Origin of the sequence: Streptomyces sp. NPDC012935 (assembly GCF_042900345.1) — a bacterium.
Taxonomy (GTDB): domain Bacteria; phylum Actinomycetota; class Actinomycetes; order Streptomycetales; family Streptomycetaceae; genus Streptomyces.
On record NZ_JBIBBC010000011.1, the window covers coordinates 164,533 to 186,297 of the forward strand.

General features: G+C 71.3%; 19 protein-coding genes. 15 read left to right on the plus strand and 4 right to left on the minus strand.

Going from position 1 to position 21,765, the window contains the following annotated elements; translation table 11 throughout:
• Positions 1–83 precede the first annotated feature (83 nt).
• Complete coding sequence (locus ACFY5C_RS25815) at positions 84–2,237, plus strand: primosomal protein N' (RefSeq protein WP_389447895.1); 2,154 nt, start codon at positions 84–86, stop codon at positions 2,235–2,237.
• A 213-nt stretch (positions 2,238–2,450) separates the two neighbouring features.
• Here ACFY5C_RS25815 and ACFY5C_RS25820 read toward each other — a convergent pair whose 3' ends face one another.
• Positions 2,451–2,993 (minus strand): hypothetical protein, encoded by a 543-nt coding sequence (locus ACFY5C_RS25820; RefSeq protein WP_389447897.1) that lies wholly within the window; start codon positions 2,991–2,993, stop codon positions 2,451–2,453.
• A 315-nt stretch (positions 2,994–3,308) separates the two neighbouring features.
• On the opposite strand from ACFY5C_RS25820, the gene fmt reads away from it, so the two are divergent.
• The gene (gene fmt / locus ACFY5C_RS25825) at positions 3,309–4,241 is read left to right on the plus strand and encodes a methionyl-tRNA formyltransferase (RefSeq protein ID WP_389447899.1); all 933 of its coding nucleotides are present in this window, start codon (positions 3,309–3,311) and stop codon (positions 4,239–4,241) included.
• 76 nt (positions 4,242–4,317) lie between these two features.
• Positions 4,318–5,739 carry an RsmB/NOP family class I SAM-dependent RNA methyltransferase gene (locus ACFY5C_RS25830; RefSeq protein WP_389447901.1) on the plus strand — a complete coding sequence of 474 codons (1,422 nt, stop codon included), beginning with the start codon at positions 4,318–4,320 and terminating at the stop codon, positions 5,737–5,739.
• 207 nt (positions 5,740–5,946) lie between these two features.
• Here ACFY5C_RS25830 and ACFY5C_RS25835 read toward each other — a convergent pair whose 3' ends face one another.
• A complete protein-coding gene (locus ACFY5C_RS25835) occupies positions 5,947–8,124 on the minus strand; it encodes an MMPL family transporter (protein WP_389447903.1) in 2,178 nt (725 codons plus the stop codon).
• A gap of 134 nt (positions 8,125–8,258) precedes the next feature.
• Here ACFY5C_RS25835 and rpe point away from each other — a divergent pair, with 134 nt between their 5' ends.
• The 7 genes from rpe to ACFY5C_RS25870 all read left to right on the plus strand — a co-directional run bounded on the left by rpe (position 8,259) and on the right by ACFY5C_RS25870 (position 14,804).
• Positions 8,259–8,945, plus strand: a complete 687-nt coding sequence (gene rpe / locus ACFY5C_RS25840) for a ribulose-phosphate 3-epimerase (protein WP_389447905.1) — start codon at positions 8,259–8,261, stop codon at positions 8,943–8,945.
• A 78-nt stretch (positions 8,946–9,023) separates the two neighbouring features.
• A complete protein-coding gene (locus ACFY5C_RS25845; protein ID WP_389447907.1) occupies positions 9,024–10,067 on the plus strand; it encodes a sugar-binding transcriptional regulator in 1,044 nt (347 codons plus the stop codon).
• A gap of 88 nt (positions 10,068–10,155) precedes the next feature.
• Positions 10,156–10,494, plus strand: a complete 339-nt coding sequence (locus ACFY5C_RS25850; RefSeq protein WP_389447909.1) for a barstar family protein — start codon at positions 10,156–10,158, stop codon at positions 10,492–10,494.
• 107 nt (positions 10,495–10,601) lie between these two features.
• On the plus strand, positions 10,602–12,044 hold the full coding sequence (locus tag ACFY5C_RS25855) for a GuaB1 family IMP dehydrogenase-related protein (protein ID WP_389447911.1): 1,443 nt from the start codon (positions 10,602–10,604) through the stop codon (positions 12,042–12,044).
• A gap of 87 nt (positions 12,045–12,131) precedes the next feature.
• Positions 12,132–12,626, plus strand: a complete 495-nt coding sequence (locus tag ACFY5C_RS25860; RefSeq protein WP_389447913.1) for a GNAT family N-acetyltransferase — start codon at positions 12,132–12,134, stop codon at positions 12,624–12,626.
• Between the two features lie 242 nt (positions 12,627–12,868).
• A complete protein-coding gene (locus ACFY5C_RS25865; RefSeq protein ID WP_389447914.1) occupies positions 12,869–14,341 on the plus strand; it encodes an amino acid permease in 1,473 nt (490 codons plus the stop codon).
• 10 nt (positions 14,342–14,351) lie between these two features.
• Complete coding sequence (locus ACFY5C_RS25870; protein ID WP_389447916.1) at positions 14,352–14,804, plus strand: Lrp/AsnC family transcriptional regulator; 453 nt, start codon at positions 14,352–14,354, stop codon at positions 14,802–14,804.
• Here the strand turns inward: ACFY5C_RS25870 and ACFY5C_RS25875 are convergent.
• Both ACFY5C_RS25875 and ACFY5C_RS25880 read right to left on the minus strand, forming a co-directional pair.
• Positions 14,797–15,216, minus strand: a complete 420-nt coding sequence (locus tag ACFY5C_RS25875) for a hypothetical protein (protein ID WP_389447917.1) — start codon at positions 15,214–15,216, stop codon at positions 14,797–14,799. The genes ACFY5C_RS25870 and ACFY5C_RS25875 overlap by 8 nt on opposite strands.
• 76 nt (positions 15,217–15,292) lie before the next feature.
• On the minus strand, positions 15,293–16,033 hold the full coding sequence (locus tag ACFY5C_RS25880; protein ID WP_389447919.1) for a GntR family transcriptional regulator: 741 nt from the start codon (positions 16,031–16,033) through the stop codon (positions 15,293–15,295).
• A 216-nt stretch (positions 16,034–16,249) separates the two neighbouring features.
• Here ACFY5C_RS25880 and ACFY5C_RS25885 point away from each other — a divergent pair, with 216 nt between their 5' ends.
• The 5 genes from ACFY5C_RS25885 to ACFY5C_RS25905 are packed head-to-tail and all read left to right on the plus strand — an operon-like array spanning position 16,250 to position 21,715.
• Positions 16,250–17,407 (plus strand): ABC transporter substrate-binding protein, encoded by a 1,158-nt coding sequence (locus ACFY5C_RS25885; protein WP_389447921.1) that lies wholly within the window; start codon positions 16,250–16,252, stop codon positions 17,405–17,407.
• On the plus strand, positions 17,404–18,303 hold the full coding sequence (locus tag ACFY5C_RS25890) for an ABC transporter permease (protein ID WP_389447922.1): 900 nt from the start codon (positions 17,404–17,406) through the stop codon (positions 18,301–18,303). The genes ACFY5C_RS25885 and ACFY5C_RS25890 overlap by 4 nt, the downstream gene beginning before the upstream one ends.
• Positions 18,291–19,103, plus strand: a complete 813-nt coding sequence (locus ACFY5C_RS25895) for an ABC transporter permease (protein WP_389447924.1) — start codon at positions 18,291–18,293, stop codon at positions 19,101–19,103. The genes ACFY5C_RS25890 and ACFY5C_RS25895 overlap by 13 nt, the downstream gene beginning before the upstream one ends.
• Positions 19,104–19,106: 3 nt before the next feature.
• Positions 19,107–20,189 (plus strand): ABC transporter ATP-binding protein, encoded by a 1,083-nt coding sequence (locus ACFY5C_RS25900; RefSeq protein WP_389447926.1) that lies wholly within the window; start codon positions 19,107–19,109, stop codon positions 20,187–20,189.
• 59 nt (positions 20,190–20,248) lie between these two features.
• Positions 20,249–21,715 (plus strand): HAD-IA family hydrolase, encoded by a 1,467-nt coding sequence (locus ACFY5C_RS25905; RefSeq protein ID WP_389447928.1) that lies wholly within the window; start codon positions 20,249–20,251, stop codon positions 21,713–21,715.
• The last annotated feature ends 50 nt before the right edge of the window (positions 21,716–21,765 follow it).

The following is a 21,765-nucleotide window of genomic DNA, read 5'->3' on the forward strand; positions in this document are numbered from 1 at the left end:
GGGCGCCGGGCCTCGGTGTACCCGCGCCCGCAGGGGAACTCGGGCTCCGGCGGTTGTCAGTGGCGTTTGGTAGGAATGCAGGCGTGAGCAGCGAGAACGAGACCGGTGATGGCGGGGCCGAGGAGGCGTCGCCCGAGCAGCTCGCGCTCATCCGGGACAGCGTGCGCAAGGCGAAGGTCCCGCGGGCCAAGCCCCGGACCTGGCGCGGTGCGGCGGTGGCCGAGGAGCTGCCTGTGGCGCGGGTGCTGGTCGACAAGGGTGTGCTTCATCTCGATCGGTACTTCGACTACGCCGTGCCGGCGGAGCTGGACGCCCAGGCGCAGCCAGGGGTGCGGGTGCGGGTGCGGTTCGGCGCCGGGCGGCATCGGGTGCGGCAGGGGCGGCGTGAGGGCGGGGGTCTCATCGACGGCTTCCTCGTCGAGCGGCTTGCCGAGTCGGACTACTCCGGGCCGTTGGCGGCCCTCGCGCAGGTCGTTTCGCCTGAGCGGGTGCTGAGCGAGGAGTTGCTCGGGCTCGCGCGGGCCGTGGCCGACCGGTATGCCGGAGGGCTCGCCGATGTGCTGCAGCTGGCCGTGCCGCCGCGCAGTGCGCGGGCCGAGCAGCGGCCCTCACCGGAGCCGCTCCCGGCGCCCGGCAGGCCCGAGGTGGGGTCCTGGGGCCGGTACGAGCGGGGGGCCGCCTTCCTGGAGGCCCTGGCCTCCGGTGGTTCGCCGCGTGCCGTGTGGAACGCTCTGCCGGGCCCCGAGTGGAGCGAGGAGCTGGCCCGGGCCGTCGCGGCGACGCTCGCCTCCGGACGCGGGGCGCTCGTCGTGGTGCCGGACGGGCGAGCCGTTGCTCGGGTCGACGCTGCCCTGACCTCCCTGATGGGGGAGGGGCGCCATGCGGTGCTGACCGCCGATGCCGGGCCCGAGAAGCGGTATCGGGAGTGGCTGTCCGTACGGCGCGGAAGTGTCCGGGCCGTCGTGGGGACGCGGGCCGCCATGTTCGCGCCCGTGCAGGACCTTGGGCTGGTCGCCCTCTGGGACGACGGCGACGACAGCCACAGCGAACAGCATGCCCCGCAGCCTCATGCGCGTGAAGTGCTGCTGCTGCGGGCCGCGCAGGACAAGTGCGGCTTCCTGCTGGGGAGTTGGAGCTGCACGGTCGAAGCCGCCCAGCTCGTGGAGAGCGGATGGGCCCGGCCGTTGGTCGCCACCCGGGAGCAGGTGCGGGGCGCGGCCCCGCTCGTACGGACCGTGGGGGACGGGGATCTCGCGCGGGACGAGGCCGCGCGTGCCGCTCGGCTGCCCACGCTCGCCTGGCAGGCGGTGCGGGAGGGGCTGCGGCAGGGGCCGGTCCTCGTGCAGGTGCCGCGACGCGGGTATGTGCCGCGGATGGCCTGCGCCAACTGCCGGGCTCCCGCTCGGTGTCGGCACTGTTCCGGGCCGCTGGAGGCGCAGGGCTCCGGGGCGGAGCTGCGGTGCGGGTGGTGCGGGCGTGACGAAGGGGCCTGGCACTGTCCGGAGTGCGGGGCGTTCCGGCTGCGGGCTCAGGTGGTGGGGGCGCGGCGGACCGCCGAGGAGTTGGGGCGGGCCTTTCCCGCTGTTCCGGTGCGGACCTCGGGCCGCGAGCACGTACTTGACACCGTGCCGGGCACGCCCTCGCTGGTCGTGAGCACACCGGGGGCCGAGCCCGTCGCCGAGGGCGGGTATGCGGCGGCGCTCCTGCTGGACGGCTGGGCCATGCTCGGCCGGCCTGACCTGCGGGCGGGAGAGGACGCGCTGCGGCGGTGGATCGCCGCTGCTTCGCTGGTGCGGCCGCAGGGCGCCGGGGGCACCGTGGTCGTGGTCGCCGAGCCCACGCTGCGGCCCGTACAGGCGCTGGTGCGGTGGGACCCCGTCGGGCACGCGGTGCGCGAACTCGGCGAGCGGGCCGAGCTGGGTTTTCCGCCGGTGTCCCGGATGGCTTCCGTGGCCGGGCCGGGAGAGGCGGTGGCCGAGTTTCTCGGTACCGTCGAACTGCCGCCGGAGGCCGAGGTGTTGGGGCCCGTGCCGGTACCCGTGACGGCGGTGGGGCGCCCCCGGCGCGTAGGAGGGCCGCCGCCCGGGGAGCACTGGGACCGGGCGCTCATCCGGGTTCCACCGGGAAGAGGGGCGGCGCTGGCGTCCGCGCTGAAGGCCGCGCAGGCGGCGCGGATGGCGCGTGGGGCCGGGGAGATCGCGGTGCGGGTTCGGATCGATCCGCCTGATATCGGGTGACGCTGGTGCTGCCTGGTGCTGCCTGGTGCTGCCTGGTGCTGCCTGGTGCTGCCTGGTGCTGCCTGGTGCTGCCTGGTGCTGCCTGGTGCTGCCTATGCCGCTGATCCGTTGCCGTGCCGCGCTCTCAGGGCTGTGGCAGGGGCCGGGCAGGTATGCCTCTGCCCTCCCGGGTGCGCATCGGGAGGGCAGAGTGAGGTGGGGGCAGCCTGGGTGTCAGCCGTTGCGAGGGCCGGGGAACGCCGTGGGCCTGGCCTCGTCGCGCAGGCCGGGGCTGCCAGCCGTCGGCTGCGTCGGCATGGAACGCGCCGCGGGTACCGTCGGCACCGGGGGGAGAGCGGTGGTGACATTGACCGTCCGGCTGGACACCGGCTCGGTCGTCCGCTCGGCCTCGGCCGCCGCCTGGGTGGCGGCGCGGCGCGCGCCGTAGCGTCGGTGCACCGCCTGCTTGGTGACGCCGAGAGCGGAACCCACCGCGTCCCACGAGAAGCCGAGTGAGCGGTCGAAGTCCACGGCTGCCGTGACCAGGGTTTCGACACTGTCCCGCAGCTCCTGGGCGAGACGGACCGTCGGGGCGGGGGCACGTCCGTAGACGACGAAGCCCGTGGCGGGGCCGGAGCGGCGCGGGCGGTAGACGTTGCCCAGTTGGGCGGTGAGCGTGCGCAGTGCGTCCACCTGCCGGCGGACCCGCTCGATGTCCCGCACCAGCAAGTGCAGGCTGGCCCGAGCCTGGGCGTCGTGGGTTGCGTGGTCGGCCATGAACAAGCCTCTCGAACCGGCGTTGAAAAGGAAGGGGCCGCGGAGACGGCGGGTGCGGCCCGTTGTGGTCAACTCTTTCTTGACCAACGCGGGAGCGCTCCGCGGGTCACGCAGTGGGGGCGTATGGGCATATGCCTACGCCCCTGGGTGGGGGTACGCGCCTCGATGTCCTGGCCTTTGGCCTCGGGTTCTGCCCGTCGTTCCCGAGCCGTGGCGAATTCCTGCGTGGTGCCGCCGACGTGAGCCCTCCTCGCGCCCGCACATAGACTTGTGTGCTGCCCCAACCAACCCCGTCCGAGAGGCCCGTGCCCACCCATGAAGCTTGTCTTCGCCGGTACCCCCGAGGTCGCCGTTCCCGCTCTGGACGCTCTGATCGCCTCCGGGCGGCACGAGGTGGCCGCCGTCGTGACGCGGCCCGACGCGCAGGCCGGGCGGGGGCGCAGGATGGTGGCGAGCCCGGTGGCCGAGCGGGCCGAGGAGGCGGGCATCGAGGTGCTCAAGCCCGCCAGGCCGCGCGACCCCGAGTTTCTGGAACGGCTCCGGGAGATCGCCCCCGACTGCTGCCCCGTCGTCGCCTACGGCGCCCTGCTGCCACGCGTCGCCCTCGACATCCCGGCCCACGGCTGGGTCAACCTGCACTTCTCGCTGCTGCCCGCATGGCGCGGAGCGGCGCCCGTGCAGCACTCCATCATGGCCGGCGACGAGATCACCGGGGCCTCCACGTTCCTCATCGAGGAAGGGCTCGACTCCGGGCCCGTCTACGGCACCGTCACCGAGGAGATCCGGACCACCGACACCAGCGGCGACCTGCTGACCCGGCTGGCCTTCGCGGGCTCCGGACTGCTCGCGGCGACCATGGACGGCATCGAGGACGGCACGCTGAAGGCCGTACCGCAGCCGTCCGAGGGGGTCACCCTCGCCCCCAAGGTCAATGTCGAGGACGCCCACATCGACTGGGCCGCTCCCTCCCTGCGCGTCGACCGTGTCGTGCGCGGGTGCACCCCTGCCCCGGGTGCCTGGACCACCTTCCGCGGCGAGCGGCTCAAGCTCATCCAGGTGCAGCCGGTGCCCGGGCGGGACGATCTCGCGCCCAGTGCGCTCTCCGTCGGCAAGAACAACGTGTACGTCGGGACCGGGTCGTACGCCGTCGAGCTGCTGTGGGTGCAGGCTCAGGGCAAGAAGCCGATGCGGGCCGCGGACTGGGCGCGGGGCGTGCGGATCGGGGACGGCGAGCGCGTCGGGGAGTGACCGGCCCTACGCCGGGCCAGGCGTGCGACGTAGGCTGGTCGGTACATCTCATCCAGCAATCCGGAGCACCTTTTTCGTGAGCGACACCTCCCGTCGGCCCCGCAAACCCGGCAAGCCCTACCGACGGCCCAAGAAAGACCCCGTCCGCGTCCTCGCCTTCGAGGCACTGCGCGCCGTGGACGAACGGGACGCGTACGCCAACCTCGTACTGCCGCCGCTGTTGCGGAAGGCGCGGGAGCAGGGCGACTTCGACGGGCGGGACGCAGCGCTCGCGACCGAGCTGGTGTACGGGACGCTGCGGTGGCAGGGGACGTACGACGCCGTGATCTCCGCGTGTGTGGACCGGCCGCTGCGTGAGGTCGACCCGCCCGTGCTCGATGTGCTCAGCCTGGGTGTGCATCAGCTGCTGGGGACGCGGATTCCCACGCATGCCGCGGTGTCGGCGTCCGTCGAGCTCGCTCGGGTCGTCCTCGGTGACGGGCGCGCGAAGTTCGTGAACGCCGTGCTGCGCAAGGTCGCGCAGGACGACCTCGACGGGTGGATCCAGCGGGTCGCGCCGCCGTACGACGACGATCCCGAGGAGCACCTCGCCGTCGTGCACTCGCATCCGCGGTGGGTCGTCTCGGCGTTGTGGGACTCGCTCGGTGGCGGGCGGGCCGGGATCGAGCGGTTGCTGGAGGCCGACAACGAGCGGCCCGAGGTGACGCTCGTCGCGCGGCCGGGTCGGGCCACGGCCGAGGAACTGCTCGGTGAGGAGGCCGCGGTGCCAGGGCGTTGGTCGCCCTATGCGGTGCGGCTGGCCGAGGGCGGGGAGCCGGGGGCCATCGAGGCCGTGCGGGAAGGCCGGGCTGGGGTGCAGGACGAGGGGTCTCAGCTGGTCGCGCTTGCTCTCGCCAACGCGCCGCTGGACGGGCCCGACCAGAAGTGGCTCGACGGGTGTGCCGGACCTGGGGGCAAGGCGGCGCTGCTCGGGGCGTTGGCCGCCGAGCGGGGTGCCATGTTGCTTGCCTCCGAGAAGCAGCCGCACCGGGCCGGGCTGGTGGCCAAGGCGCTGGCCGGGAATCCTGGGCCGTATCAGGTCATCGCCGCGGATGGGACGCGGCCGGCCTGGCGGGCGGCGAGCTTTGACCGGGTGCTGGTGGATGTGCCGTGTACGGGACTGGGGGCGTTGCGTCGGCGGCCGGAGGCTCGGTGGCGGCGACGGGTGGAGGATCTGGAGGGGTTTGCGCCGCTGCAGCGGGGGTTGTTGCGGGCGGCGTTGGACTCTGTGCGGGTGGGGGGTGTCGTCGGGTACGCCACGTGTTCGCCGCATCTTGCTGAGACTCGGGCTGTCGTGGACGACGTGCTGAAGCAGGGTGCTGCCGCGGCTGAACTGGTTGATGCGCGGCCCTTGCTGGCGGGGGTGCCGGAGTTGGGGGAGGGGCCGGATGTGCAGTTGTGGCCTCATCTGCATGGGACCGATGCGATGTACTTGGCGCTGATTCGCCGGGTGGGGTGATTTCGCCCCCGCCGCCCCTACCCGTCCCATCCTCCAGGGGCTGGCGCCCCTTCGACCCCGGTTCCTGGGGGCTGCCGCCCCCAGACCCCGGCTCCTGGGGGCTGCCGCCCCCAGACCCCCGCTTCGGCCTGAACGGCCTCGTCCTCAAACGCCGGACGGGCTGAAGTGCCTGGGCCGGCGTTGAAGGCGCGCCGCACGCGTGCCCGCTCAGCCACCCCTCCCCGCCACGCCCTCCTCCGGCTCCCGTACCGCCGGAGCTCCCCCGTCCTCCCGTGCCAGGGGATGTGGCCACCACACCTTGGGGCCCACGTCCAGGAAGAGGGACGTCACCAGGACCGAGCGGACGATGAAGGTGTCCAGGAGTACGCCCAGGGCCACTGCGAAGCCGATTTCGGCGAAGGCGACCATGGGGAGGGTGCCGAGGGCGGCGAAGGTGCCGGCGAGGACCAGGCCGGCCGAGGTGATGACGGCGCCTGTGGCGGCGAGGCCGGTGACCACGCCTTGGCGGGTGCCCTGGTGGGCTGCCTCCTCGCGGATGCGGGTGGTGAGGAAGATGTTGTAGTCGATGCCGAGCGCCACCAGGAAGACGAACACGAACAGCGGGAAGTCGGTCGACTCCCCGGCGTAGTCGAAGATGTGGCGGAAGGCGAGCGCGCTGATGCCCAGGGCCGCCGCGAAGGACAGGATCACCGTGCCGATCAGCAGGAGCGGGGCGATCAGGGCGCGCAGCAGGGCACAGAGGATCAGGAGCACGACCAGCAGGACCAGCGGGATGATCAGGATGTTGTCGTGCGTCGTCGCCTTGTCCATGTCCAGGAGGGCCGCCGTACCGCCGCCCACCTGGGCGTCGGCGTCCGGCACCGCGTGGACGGCGTCGCGGACCCGCTCGACGGTCTGTTTCGCGGCCTCGCTGTCGGCGGGGGCGGTCATCGTCGCCTCGAAGAGCACCTTGCCCTCGAACGACGGTTTTGTGCCCGGTGGCAGACCCAGTGAGGTGGGGACGACGCCCTGCGTCTCCGCCACCGCGCGGCCGACCTCCACGGCCTGGGCCTGGTTGCTGACGATGACCAGCGGGTCGCCGCTGCCGGCCGGGAAGTAGCGCGCCGAGATCTCCTGGCCGGTGATCGAGTCCGGCTTGTCGGTGAACGCGTCGGCGTTGCTCAGCCCCTCGGCGCGCAGCTGGATCAGGCCGAGGGAGCAGACCGCGAGGGCGATCGCCGTGACGCCCCAGACCATGCGCGGGCGATGCGAGATGCGGCGGCCCATGCGGGCCCACATGCCCCGCTTGTCGGGGTTCTCGGTGCCCAGGTGCGGGATCACCGGCCAGAAGATCCAGCGGCCGAAGATGACCAGCAGGGCGGGGAACAGGGACATCATCGCGAGCAGGGCCACCGCCACGCCGATCGCGGCCACCGGGCCGAGGCCCCTCGTGGAGTTCATCTCCGCCGCCAGCAGCACCAGCATGCTCAGCACGACGGTCGCACCGGACGCGATCACCGCCGGGCCTGCGCGGTGCAGGGCAAGCGCCATCGCCTCGTGACGGTCCTCGTGACGGCGCAGTTCCTCCCGGTAGCGGGCGACCAGCAGGAGTGCGTAGTCCGTGCCCGCGCCGAACACCAGGACCGTGAGGATGCCCGCGCTCTGGCCGTTGACGGTCAGGCCCGCGTGTTCGGCCAGGAGATAGATCAGGGCCTGCGCGGTGAACAGGGCGACGATCACGGCGATGAGGGGGACCAGGAGCAGGGTGGGACTGCGGTAGGTGAGCAGGAGCATGACGATGACGACCACCATCGCCGAGAACAGCAGCGTGGAGTCGATGCCCTCGAAGGCCTCGGAGAAGTCCGCGGAGGTGCCGCCCGGGCCCGTGATGTGCACGGTCAGCCCGCCGCCGCCCTCCCCGACGATGTCCTTGATGGAGTCCACGGCGGGTGCGATGCGCTCCCAGCCCTTCTCGTCCATCGTGATCGGGACCTGGACCTGGGCCGCGCGCGGGTCCAGCTCCCGGTCGAAGACCGGGCCCCGGGTCTCGGCGCCGCGGATGCCGTGATCGGTGAGCTGTTTGAGCTGCGAGACGTCCTCGGTGATCGCCGCGCGGTCCTGTGCCGTCAGGCCGCCGTCGCGGGCGTAGATGACGACCGCCGGGATCTGCTCCGGCCTGAAGTCCTCGGAGATCTCCAGGACTTGGGTGGATTCGGCGGACCCCGGCAGCCAGGATGCCGCGTCGTTGTCCTGCGCGTCGGTCAGCTTCTGCGCGAACGGTGCCGTCAGGAACAGCACCGCCAGCCACAGAACGAGCACAACCCACTTGGCGCGTCGTCCACAGACCAGATGGGCGACGCCCCGCTGTCCCGAAGGGGACTGCCCCTTTTCCTGGGTCTGAGTCATGGCCACCCCCGCAGCCCTCCGTGGAGCCGGTCGGCCGCCCAGCATGGCACGCGCGAACCGGACACAACATCCGATGAACGTCTTAGGTCTGTACTGGCGCGAACATTCGTGCTCCGGCATGGCAGTCTTGGGTCATGGCCGCGCAGATCAACCCCAGCATCCTGTCCGCCGACTTCGCCCGCCTCGCGGACGAGGCGAAGGCGGTCGAGGGAGCCGACTTCCTCCACGTCGACGTCATGGACAACCATTTCGTCCCGAACCTCACGCTCGGCGTGCCGGTCGTAGAGTCCCTGGCCCGTGCGACGGACACTCCGCTGGACTGCCATCTGATGATCGACGCCCCCGATCGGTGGGCGCCCCAGTACGTCGAAGCGGGGGCCTCCTCCGTCACCTTCCATGTCGAGGCCGCCGCGGCTCCGGTACGGCTTGCCCGGGAGATCAGGGCCAAGAACGCCCGTGCCTCCATGGCGCTCAAGCCCGCGACGCCCATCGAGCCGTACGAGGATCTGCTCCCCGAGCTCGACATGCTGCTGATCATGACGGTCGAGCCGGGCTTCGGTGGTCAGGCGTTTCTCGACATCATGCTTCCGAAGATTCGCAGGACCCGCGAGTTGATCAGCAAGCACGGCCTCGACCTGTGGCTCCAGGTCGATGGCGGTGTCTCGGCCTCGACGATCGAGCGGTGTGCGGAGGCGGGCGCGGACGTCTTCGTCGCCGGCTCGGCGGTGTACGGAGCCGACGACCCGGCCGCGGCGGTCCGTGGGCTGCGCGCGCAGGCGGAGGCGGTGACCAAGTCCGCGGCCTGGGCATGCGACCACTGAGCCAAGGGAACGTGAACGGCGCCCATCAGGGCGGATCAAGAGCGCCGGATCTGCAAGGATGAACGGCGAATCCAGAGTGTGAACAGCAGTGAGGAGATCGCCGTGTCGGGTATGTCGGCGGGCCGGTCAGCCATGCGGATGGGACCCGCTGAGCTGGTGCAGGCGGCGGCCATGGCCCGCCGCTTCTACCTCGAGGGCAAATCCAAGATCCAGATCGCCGAGGAGTTCGGCGTCAGCCGCTTCAAGGTGGCCCGGGTCCTGGAGACCGCTCTCGAACGGGATCTGGTGCGCATCGAGATCCGCGTGCCGGCCGAGCTGGACGCCGATCGCTCGGACGCGCTGCGCGCCCGGTACGGCCTCCGGCATGCTGTCGTGGTCGAGTCCCCGGCCGAGGCCGAGGAGTCGCCCGACCCCGAGAACCTGGGAGAGGTGGCCGCCGACCTGCTCGGCGAGCTGGTGAACGAAGGTGATGTGCTGGGCCTGGCCTGGGGCCGGTCCACCATCCACATGGCCGCGGCCCTGGACCGGCTGCCGCCGTGCACGGTGGTGCAGTTGACGGGCGTGTACGACGCCGGGACCGCCGAGCGCGGTTCGGTCGAGGCGGTGCGCCGCGCCGCCCAGGTGTCCGGCGGCGACGCCCACCCCATCTACGCGCCGATGCTGCTGCCGGACGCGGCCACCGCGGCGGCGCTGCGGCATCAGACCGGAATCGCCCGGGCCTTCGAGTACTTCGACAAGGTCACGGTCGCCTGCGTCTCCATCGGCTCCTGGGAGCCGGGCATCTCCACGGTGCACGACATGCTCAGCGACGAGGAGCGGGCCCATTACGCCTCGCTCGGCGTCGCCGCCGAGATGTCCGCGCACCTCTTCGACGCCGAGGGGCGCCGGATCGGCCGGGACCTGGGGGAGAGGTGCATCACGGTCAAGGCCGACCAGCTCCGCCGTATCCCGGAGGTCGTCGCGATCGCCGGCGGGCAGCGCAAGGGTCCCGCGATCGACGCGGTGCTGCGCTCCGGGCTCGTCACCAGCCTGGTGACGGACACGTCGGCGGCGGACTATCTGATGACGGCCGGTCCGACGCCGAAGTCGACGCTCAACAGGACCGATCCTGACGGGAACTGACGTCGTGTCAGGAGGGGGGCGGCCCAGTGGTCGCCCCCCTCGTTCATCTGCTTCATTCCACGATCACTACGACCTTGGCGGTACTGAGATGACGGAGCTCGTGGTCCCGCTGGACCTCGACGGGATCACGGACAAGGCCGGCCTGATGGACCGCTGCGCCCGTGCCCTGGACCTGCCCGACTGGTTCGGCCGCAACTGGGACGCGCTCGCCGACTCCCTCTGCGACCACACCGTCTGGCCGGCGGGCGCCGTGGAGCAGGGGCTGCTGGTCGTCGTACGGAACTGGCGGGCGTATGCGAAGGCGCGGCCCGACGAGTGGGAGATCGCGCAGGACGTCTTTTCCGAGGCGGTGGACCGTACGCAGGCGCTCACGGTCGTGCTTGCTCTTGGAGGATCCTCCAAGAGGGTCTCTGACCTGCTTGGATGATGTGACCGTGCATCGCAATCCGGTCAGCATGGGACAATGAAGTACGTGCTCTTCCCCCTGGCTGACCTGTCCGGGGGCCACCTCTGATCGACTGGGATGTGCAGCACGTGCGTTTCCTCAATGACATCCAGCCCGCGTACGACCTGACGTACGACGACGTTTTCATGGTCCCGAGCCGCAGCGCGGTGGGCTCGCGGCAGGGCGTGGACCTCAGCTCCCCGGACGGCACGGGCACCACCATCCCGCTGGTCGTCGCCAACATGACCGCCATCGCCGGCCGACGGATGGCCGAGACGGTGGCCCGGCGCGGCGGCCTGGTGGTCATCCCGCAGGACATCCCGATCGACGTCATCACGGACGTCATCTCCTGGGTGAAGAGCCGCCACCACGTCCTCGACACCCCGATCGTGCTGGCCCCGCACCAGACCGTCGCCGACGCGCTGGCCCTGCTGCCCAAGCGTGCTCACAACGCCGGTGTGGTCGTCGACGACGACTTCAAGCCGATCGGTGTGGTCACCGACTCCGACCTGTCCGGCGTGGACCGCTTCACGCAGCTCGAAGTGGTCATGTCGCGGGACCTGCTGCTCCTGGACGCGGCTCTCGACCCGCGCGAGGCCTTCAACACGCTCGACCACCACAACCGGCGCTACGCCCCTGCCGTGGACTCGGACGGCCGCCTCGCCGGCATCCTCACCCGCAAGGGCGCCCTGCGTGCCACGCTGTACTCGCCGGCCGTGGACGCGAACGGCAAGCTGCGCATAGCGGCCGCCGTCGGCATCAACGGCGACGTGGCGGGCAAGGCCAAGCAGCTGCTCGACGCGGGCGTCGACACGCTCGTCATCGACACGGCGCACGGCCACCAGGAGTCGATGATCGCCGCGATCCGGACCGTGCGGGCGCTCGACCCGCAGGTGCCGATCGTGGCCGGCAACATCGTGGCCGCCGAGGGTGTGCGGGACCTGATCGAGGCCGGCGCGGACATCATCAAGGTCGGTGTCGGCCCTGGCGCCATGTGCACGACCCGCATGATGACCGGCGTCGGCCGGCCGCAGTTCTCCGCGGTCCTGGAGTGTGCGGCCGAGGCGAAGAAGTACGGCAAGCACGTCTGGGCCGACGGTGGCGTCCGGCACCCGCGCGATGTCGCCATGGCGCTGGCCGCCGGCGCGTCCAACGTGATGGTCGGGTCCTGGTTCGCGGGGACGTTCGAATCGCCGGGCGACCTCCACCAGGACGCGAACGGCCGCCTCTACAAGGAGTCGTTCGGCATGGCCTCCGCCCGGGCCGTGGCCAACCGTACGTCCGAGGAGTCGTCGTACGACCGGGCCCGCAAGGCGCTGTTCGAGGAGGGCATCTCCACCTCGCGCATGTTCCTCGACCCGGCCCGGCCGGGCGTGGAGGACCTGATCGACTCGATCATCGCGGGCGTGCGGTCGTCCTGCACCTACGCCGGCGCCGGCTCCCTGGAGGAGTTCGCCGAGAAGGCCGTCGTCGGCATCCAGAGCGCGGCCGGCTACGCGGAGGGCAAGCCGCTGCACGCCAGCTGGAGCTGACGCCAACTGCCTTGCCCGCGGCCCCCGTTGTCCCGTTCGCCGGGATAAACGGGGGCCGTTTCGCATACCGGGCTCTAGCGTCGGTGCATGGACATTGCCGCTTGCAGGGCCGAGGACATCGAGGTGCTGGATCGCTTCATGCCGTCGCGCAGCGCCGACGGGCACCATGTGGCCCGCTTCCAGCGACAGGAGGCGGGGGAGAGCACGTATCTGATCCCGTGGCTGGACGGCAGGCCCGTGGGCCACGCGGAGGTGCGCTGGACAGGGTGCGCGGCGCCGGAGGTGCGGGCGGCACAGCCGGGCTGCCCGGAGATCAACGGACTGACCGTGTGGCCGGCATCGCTGCGCTCCCAAGGCGTCGGCACCGCCCTGGTGAACCACGCCGAGCGGCTCGCGCGGGAGCGCGGCGTCGTCGTCATGGGGCTGGGCGTCGGCGACGACAACCCACGCGCGGCGGCGCTGTACGAGCGGCTCGGATACCTGCCCACGGTGGCGTACGTGGACCGCTGGGCGTACCTGGACGCCGACGGCGTCAGGCATGAGCAGGCCGATCCCTGCGTGTTCCTGGTCAAGGCCCTCTGAAGCACTCCGGGAGGACCCCCGCGCAACGGTTTTAAGCCCCCCTGCAACGAACACCCGTCCATCCCCCGGACACGCAATGATCATGCGGGTACACGCAAGGTTGCTGCATTTCACCAGCAACGCTGATCCTCGTAGGCTGTCGCCTCGTACGTGGCGTGGCAGGGACCCCGCTCGGTGGGTCCCTGATCAAAGGGTGCCGCCGGTCCCTGCCGCCCTGACCGGCAGCGATAAGGAGCCAGCGCGTGCTCGACCAAGGCGCACCCCCGCACAACCCAAGCCAGACCGCCGCCCCCGCGTCCCTCGGCGTCGGCGCGCGCCTCATGCGTCGCAAGCCCGTGGAACACCTGGTCGCGGAGGGTGGCCAGGGTGAGGGAGGGTCCCTGCGGCGCTCTCTCGGCATGTGGCAGCTGACCATGATCAGCATCGGTGCCACCCTGGGCACCGGCATCTTCGTCGTCCTCGGCGACGCCGTCCCGGAGGCCGGTCCCGCGGTCACCCTGGCCTTCGTGATCGCCGGTCTCACGGCGTTGTTCTCGGCCCTGTCGTACGCCGAACTGGCGGGCAGCATCCCGGTCGCGGGCTCCTCGTACTCGTATGCGTACGCAACGATGGGCGAGCTGGTCGCCTGGGTCTGCGGCTGGTGTCTGGTGCTGGAGTACGGCGTGTCGGTGGCTGCCGTCGCCGTCGGCTGGGGCGAGTACCTCAACGAGCTGCTCGACGGGACGATAGGCGTCACCATCCCGTCCGTGCTGTCCTCGGCGCCCGGTGAGGGCGGGATCGTCAACCTGCCCGCGCTGATCGTCGTCCTGCTGGCGATGGTGTTCCTGCTGGGCGGCGTGCGGGAGTCCGCCCGCGCCAACACGATCATGGTCGCCGTCAAGATCGCCGCGCTGGTGCTGTTCTGCGCGGTCGGCTTCATGGGCTTCAAGTCCGGCAACTACGAGGACTTCATGCCGCTCGGCATGGCCGGCGTGAGCGCCGCGGGTGCCACGCTCTTCTTCTCGTACATCGGCTTCGACGCCGCCTCCACCGCCGGTGAGGAGGCCAAGGACCCCAAGCGGGACCTGCCGCGGGCGATCATGCTGTCGCTGATCATCGTGACCGCGCTGTACGTGCTCGTCGCGGGTGTCGCCGTCGGTGCCTGGCACTGGACGAAGTTCGAGGGCTCCAGCGCCTCCCTCGCCGCGATCATGAACGACGTCAGCGGCCAGTCCTTCTGGGGCACCCTGCTCGCGCTCGGCGCGGTCATCTCCATCGCGAGCGTCGTGCTCACGGTGCTCTACGGCCAGACCCGTGTTCTGTTCGCGATGTCCCGTGACGGCCTGGTGCCGAAGGCGTTCGGCAAGGTCCACAAGAAGACCGGTGCCCCGCGCATCAACACCGTCATCGTGTCCCTCTTCTGCGGGGCGCTCGCCGCTCTCATCCCGCTGGGCAAGCTTGTCGACGCCACCAGCATCGGCACGCTGTTCGCCTTCGCGCTGGTCAACATCGCGGTGATCATCCTGCGCTACCGGCGCCCGGAGCTCGAGCGCACGTTCAGGGTGCCGTTCGGGCCGGTGCTGCCGGTGCTGGGCTTCCTGTTCTGCGCATACAACATGTTCAGCCTGGACACCGTGACCTGGGTGGTCTTCGGGTTCTGGATGGCGGCCGGTCTCGTGTTCTACTTCGTGTACGGCTATCGCCGTTCCCGTCTTGCGACACCTGAAGCGAAGTGAACCACCCGCAGTGCTGAACGATCTCGACGAACGCATCGTGCACGCCCTCGCCGAGGACGCCCGCCGCTCCTACGCGGACATCGGGCACCTGGTCGGCCTGTCGGCGCCCGCCGTGAAACGGCGCGTGGACAGGCTGCGCGCCACCGGAGCGATCACCGGATTCACCGTACGGGTGGATCCGGCGGCGCTGGGCTGGGAGACCGAGGGGTTCGTCGAGATCTACTGCCGGCACAACACCTCGCCGGACACCATCCGGCGGGGGCTGGAGCGGTACCAGGAGGTCGTGGCGGCGTCCACGGTCACCGGTGACGCGGACGCGGTCGTGCAGGTGTTCGCCTCCGACATGCGGCACTTCGAGCGGGTCCTCGAGCGGATCGCGGGGGAGCCGTTCGTGGAGCGGACCAAGTCGGTGCTGGTGCTGTCGCCGTTGTTGCGGCGGTTTTCCTCCGGGTCGCCTACGTAGTTTGTTCGCTGCGGGGCGGTGGGGGCTTGTCGCGCAGTTCCCCGCGCCCCTGAGCCGCGTTGTCCCGGACCTTCCTCAGCATGCGCCGGACGATCATCGCGTGCCCGCCCGTGCTTATGACGAGCCGTCTGTAGACGGCCCCCGCGGGGCCGGGGAACGTCGCCCTGGTCTCGGCCCGCAGTCGTGTCCGTCCCTGGTCTGCCTCGTCCAGGTGGAAGATCAGGGCGTACGACGAGAAGGGGTGGCGGCCGACCAGGGCCAGTTCGTGGCCGGGGGCGGCAGTGGCCACCCGAAACCCGCGCGCGCCGTCCATCAGCGTGCCCAGCTCGCGCCAGACTGTGTCGGTGTCCGCCTCGACCACCGTCGCGTGCTCGTCGACGAATGGCAGGGCGGGAATGTCGGTGGCGTCCATACGGGCAGTCTGGCCCGCTTACCGGCGCTGTGGCCTCCTCCGTCAGGCGGACCCGTGTAGCCGCGCGGCGGAGGTGTCAGTCGGCCGTCTTCCTCGCCAGCGCGTTGTTGTCGATCGAGTTGTGCACGCTGAAGCTCACCGCGTCCGAGCGGTAGCGGTCGTCCGACCATTCGACCGGGCGGCCCTCGCGGGTCGTCGTCACGCGGCGCACCCGGAGCAGGGGGCTCGTGCGGCGGATGCCCAGCAACTCGGCGTCCTGGGCGCCCGCTGACACCGCGTCGATGACGTGCTCGCCGTAGGCGAAGACCAACCCGGTGTCGTCGTAGAGGCGTTGGGTGACGGAGGGGCAGTCGGGCTCTATGGCCTCGACGGCCGGGGAGATCCAGTCGGCGTAGACCGTGCGCTCCAGCAGGACCGGTTCGCCGTCCAGGCCGCGTACTCGTAGGACGTGCAACACCGGGGTACCGGAGGGTAGTTGGAGGCGTACCGCGTCCTCCTCGGTCGCCGGCCGGTACTCCTGCACGACCACGTGACCGGTCGCCTCCCGTCCCATCGCGTGCGCCCACTGGGCGAAGCTGCGCAGTTCGGCGAAGCTCTGGCTGCGGCGGCTGGCCAGGACCACGCGACGGGCGCCCTGCCGTGAGCCGATGAGTCCCTCGGCGGTCAGTGCGGCGACGGCCTGCCGGACCGTGCCGCGGGAGACGCCGTACCGGGCCGCGAGGTCCGTCTCGGCGGGCAGCAGGCTGCCGACCGTGTACTCCTCGCGGTCGATCGCGCGGCGCAGCTCGTCGGCGATCTCCTCGTGTCGCGCCGTCATGCTTCCCCTCTGAGTCGGTTGCTGTGCACAGAGTGACCAGCGTAAACGAGATCCGGCAGTGGTCCGTGCCGGCCGGGACTGTGCACGAATCATGGGGTCAGGGTTTCACCGGCGTTCACTCCTGGGACATCGAGACCGGGCGTACTAAGGCCAACTTGTTCAGACAAGTTGGCCCCGTGGGGCCTCCTCCACCCTCGCGCGTCCCCTGGAGAAACCGTGTCCGTTTCCCTGCCGAGAACGGCTGCCCGCAGCGGCGCCCTCGCCGTCGTCGCCGCGCTCGCCCTCAGCGCCTGCGGCGCCGCTCCCGACAACGCGTCCACCTCCGCCGACGGCAAGAGCGCCGCCACCGCCACCTCCGCCGAGGAGTTCGGCGGCATCGACAAGCTGGTCGAGGCGGCCAAGAAGGAGGGCACGCTGCATGCCATCGCGCTGCCCCGTGACTGGGCCAACTACGGCGCCCTCATCGACGGCTTCGAGAAGAAGTACGGCATCAAGGTCGAGGTGGAGAACCCCGACGGCTCCAGCCAGGACGAGATCAACGCCGTCACCTCGCGCAAGGGGCAGGACCGCGCTCCCGACGTGCTTGACCTCGGCAGTTCCTTCGCGATCAGCGCCGCCCAGCAGGGGCTGCTCGCGCCGTACAAGGTGGAGGCCTTCGCCGACATCCCCGAGGGCCAGAAGGACGCGCAGGCCCGCTGGTTCAACGACTACGGCGGCTACATCTCCATCGGCTGCGACGCGAAGCGCGTCAAGGAGTGTCCGAAGACCTTCGCCGACCTGCTGAAGCCGCAGTACAAGGGTCAGGTCGCCCTCAACGGCAACCCCACCAAGTCCGGCTCGGCCTTCGGCGGCGTGTACGCGGCGGCGCTCGCGAACGGCGGCTCCTTCGACGACATCCAGCCCGGCCTCGACTTCTTCGCCAAGCTGAAGAAGAACGGCAACTACACACCCGTCGAGTCGACCCCGGCCACCGTCGAGAAGGGTGAGACGCCCATCAGTATCGACTGGGACTACCTCAACGCCGGGTACGCCGAGGAGTTCAAGTCCAAGGGCGTCGACTGGCAGGTGTCGGTGCCGAGCGACGGCCAGTTCTCGCAGTACTACTCCCAGGCGATCAACAAGGACGCCCCGCACCCCGCGGCCGCCCGCCTGTGGCAGGAGTACCTCTACAGCACCGAGGGCCAGAACCTGTGGCTGAAGGGCTACGCCCGGCCGGCCCTGATGACCGCCATGGAGAAGGCCGGCACCCTCGACAAGACGGCAGCGGCCAAGCTGCCCGAGGTCTCCGGTACGCCCTCCTTCCCGACCGAGGCCCAGCAGAACAAGGCCAAGACGGTCCTCGGCCAGGGCTGGGCGAAGGCCGTCTCCGGATGACGGCCACCCTCACCGGGGTCGGCACGGCGCCCGCTGCTACGCGCAAGCGGCGGCGCCGTGCCCTCGGCGGCTCGCTCGCCGTCGTCCCGCTGCTCGTCTTCACCGCGCTCGCCTTCGGGCTGCCCGCCCTGGCCATGCTGGACGGCGCCTTCACCGTCAAGGACCCGGCCACGGGGGCGACTTCGTACAGCGCCGACAACCTGACCGCCTCGCTCCAGGGTGCCTACCTCACGGCCCTGCTCGGCAGCGTCAAGCTGTCCGCCGTCTCCGCCGCGCTCGGCGCCCTGCTCGGGCTGCCGCTCGCCCAGGCCGTGGTGACCTCCCGCTTCCGCGCCCTGCGCGAGGCCGTGCTCACCGCGTCCGGGGTGCTCGCCAACTTCGGCGGCGTCCCACTCGCGTTCGCCTTCGTCGCCACGCTCGGCAACGCCGGGGTGCTGACCCGCCACCTGGGTCTCACGGACAAGGGCTGGGACCTCTACAGCTTCTGGGGCCTGGTCCTCGTCTACCTGTACTTCCTGATCCCGCTGATGGTCCTCACCATTACTCCGGCCCTGGACGGCCTGCGCTCCCAGTGGCGCGAGGCAGCGCAGAACAACGGCGCCACGGCCGTGCAGTACTGGCGCCATGTGGCCCTGCCCGTGCTGCTGCCCACGCTCCTCGGCGGGTTCGTCCTGCTCTTCGGCAGCGCCTTCGCCGCGTACGCCACCGCCGCCGCGATGGTGGGCAGTTCCGTCCCGCTGGTCACCCTCCAGATCGCCGACGCCCTCTCCGGCAACGTCCTGGTCGGCCAGGAGAACGTGGCGCTCGCCCTCAGCCTCGACATGGTCCTGGTCGCCGGCCTGGTCATGGCGGTGTATCTGCCCCTGCAACGACGGAGCGCGCGATGGCTCGCCTGAACCTGTGGCGGTGGGGCGCGCTCGGCCTCGCCGGACTGTACTTCCTGGTGCCGCTCGCCGCGTCGGTGGTCTTCACGGTCGACGTGCCCGGGCAGGGCCTCACCTTCGACGCCTACGGCCGGATCTTCTCCACCGACGGCTTCACCTCCAGCCTGCTGCTCTCCCTGGAGCTGGCCCTCGCCACCATCGCCGTCGTCCTGCTGCTGATGGTGCCCGCCATGGTCGCGCTGCGGCTCGGCGCGCCCCGGCTGCGGCCGGTCGTCGAGATCGTGTGCTCGCTGCCGCTGGTCGTGCCCCCGATCGCGTTCGTCGCCGGGATCGGGACGGTGCTGAAATGGGGGCCCGAGCACCTGTCGCGGACGCCGCTGTTCCAGACGTTCGTCGCGATCCAGAACCCCGAGTTCCCGTTCGTGCTCGTCCTCGCCTACGTCGTGATGGCGCTGCCGTTCGTGTACCGGGCCCTGGACGCCGGGCTGCGCGCCATCGACGTGCCCACCCTCGTGGAGGCCGCCCGCAGCTGCGGGGCGAGCTGGCCGCAGGCGCTGGTGCAGGCCGTCCTGCCCAACCTGCGCGGCGCCCTGCTCAACGCCTCCTTCCTCACCCTCGCCCTGGTCCTCGGCGAGTTCACCGTGGCCCAGCTGCTCGGCTTCCAGCCCTTCGCCGTGTGGATCGTGAACGTCAGCGGCTCACAGGCCCAGCTGTCCGTCGCCGTGTCCGTGCTCAGCCTGCTCGTGACCTGGGTGCTGCTCCTCGTGCTCGCCGGCTTCGGCGGCCGTACCCGTACTACCTCCCGGGGATGAACCATGACCGTGCTTGAAGAGACAGCGCCTGAAAAGGCAGCGGCACAGGCCGCCACCGTCGAGTTCCGCGGACTGCGCCGGGAGTTCGGCACCACCGTCGCCCTCGACGGACTGGACCTGACCGTCCGGCCGGGCGAACTCCTCGCCCTGCTCGGCCCGTCCGGCTGCGGCAAGACCACCGCGCTGCGCATGCTCGCCGGGTTCGAGCATCCCGACTCCGGCGAGGTGCTGGTGGACGGCGAGGACGTCACCGGCATCCCCGCGCATCGTCGTGACGCCGGGATGGTCTTCCAGTCGTACAGCCTCTTCCCGCATCTGAACGCCCTGGACAACGTGGCGTTCGGGCTGCGCATGCGCAAGGTGCGCACCGCCGAACGTCGGGCCCGTGCCGCGGAGTTGCTGGAACTGGTCGGCCTCGCCGACAAGGGCGAGCGCTACCCGCACCAGCTCTCCGGCGGCCAGCAGCAGCGCATCGCCCTGGCCCGGGCCCTCGCCCTGCGCCCGCGCGTCCTGCTGCTGGACGAGCCGCTGTCGGCGCTCGACGCCAAGGTGCGCCTGACGCTGCGCGAGGAGATCCGACGGCTCCAGCGGGAGCTCGGCATCACCACCCTCTTCGTCACCCACGACCAGGAGGAGGCCCTGTCCATGGCCGACCGGGTCGCGGTCATGCGCTCCGGACGGCTCGAACAGTGCGCCGCCCCGGCCGAGTTGTACGGCCGCCCCGCCACCGCCTTCGTCGCCGAGTTCGTCGGCACGATGAGCCGCATTCCGGGCCGTCTGGTCGAGGACGGCGTCGAGGTGCTGGGCCGCAGGCTGCCCGTCGACGGCGACGTGCCCTCGGTGTCCGACGTCGACGTGCTGGTACGGCCCGAAGCGGTGACGGTGCGTGCCGACGAGGCGGCCGACGCGCGCGTGGTCGCCACGGCCTTCCTCGGCGCCACCACCCGGCTGACCGTACGGCTCGCCGACGGCACCGAGGTGAAGGCCGACCTGCCCGCACACGAGACCGCCGCGCTCGGCACCGGCGCCGCGGTCGGCGTGTCGCTGCCGGAGCGGCCGGTGCTGGTGGCAGAACGTAACCGCTGATCGCCCGCCTCCCGAACGAAGACCCCCTGAACCCCCCACGCACGAAAGAGACGACAACCGTGACTCAACTCCCGCTCCAGGCCGTCCTGTTCGACATGGACGGCACGCTCGTCGACACCGAGCGACTGTGGTGGGAGGCGGTGGAGCACGTCGCCGGGCGCGCCCTGACCGAGGCAGACGAGGCTCAGGTGCTCGGCCGGGCCGTCGAGCACACCGCCGACTGGCTGGCCGCCGCCACCGGCGCCCCGGCCGCCGGCCTCGCCGACGCGCTGCACCGCGAGTTCGCCGACCGCGTCCGCGCAGGCATCGTCCCCCGCCCCGGCGCGCTCGGCCTGCTCGACGCCCTGGCCCGCGACGGCGTCCCCACGGCCCTGGTCACGGCGTCGCCCCGCGCCGTCGCCGACACCGTTCTCGAAGCCCTCGGCGCCAGCCGCTTCGCGGTCTCCGTCACCGCCGACGACACCGACCGCACCAAGCCCGCCCCCGACCCGTACCTCGCCGCCTGCCGAGCCCTCGGTGTCGACCCGAGGGCCTGCGTCGCCGTCGAGGACACCCGCACCGGGGTCAGCTCCGCCGAGGCGGCCGGCTGCACGGTGCTCGCGGTGCCCTCACTGGCCCCGATCGAGCCGGCGCCCGGACGCACCGTCCTCGCCAGCCTGGAGGAGGTCACCCCCGAGCGCCTGCGCACCCTCCACAGGGCCCGTGCCCTGCCGACGGCCGAACTGCGCGTCATGAGCTGGAACCTCTGGCACGGCGGCACCAAGGTCCACGACCACCTGGCCAAGCAGCTCAAGGTCATCGCCGAGACCGGCGTGGACGTGGTCGGGCTCCAGGAGACGTACGGCACCGCCGCCCAGGAACTCGCCGACGCCCTCGGCTGGTACCACCACCGGGCGGGCGAGAACCTCGGCATCATCAGCCGCCACCCGATCACCGCCCGCTTCGGCGACCCGGACGTCGGCTTCTACGGGGCGGCCGGGGTCCGCATCCAGGCCGGGGACCGCCGGGCCGACATCTGGACCGCCCACCTCGACTACACGCCCTACGGCCCGTACGAGTCCGCCTTCGACGGGCTTGACGCGGCCGAGCTGATCGCCCACGAGCAGGTGCGGCTCGCGCAGATGCGGGACACCCTGCACCGGATCGACGAGACGGCCGACCCCGCCGTGCCCTGCGTCCTCGTAGGCGACTTCAACAGCCCCTCCCACCTGGACCGGCCGGATGTGGAATGGCCGGTGACCAAGGCGGCCGAGGAGGCCGGACTGCGGGACTCCTACCGCGAGGCCCACCCCGACCCGACCACCCACCCCGGCCACACCTGGTCGCCGATCCACGCCGTGCACGAGGACGGCAGCGGGCGTCCGGAGCCGCAGGACCGGATCGACTTCGTCCTCCACCGTGGTCTGCGCGTGCTCGGCTCCGAGACCTATGTCAGCGGACACCCCCGCCCCTGGCCGGACGTCGAGCACAACGAGTGGCCGTCCGACCACGCGGCCGTGATCACCACATTCTCCCTGGGCGAGTGAGCCCGCGGCGCCTACCATCGGTGTCATGACCTGGCGACATTGATCCACCA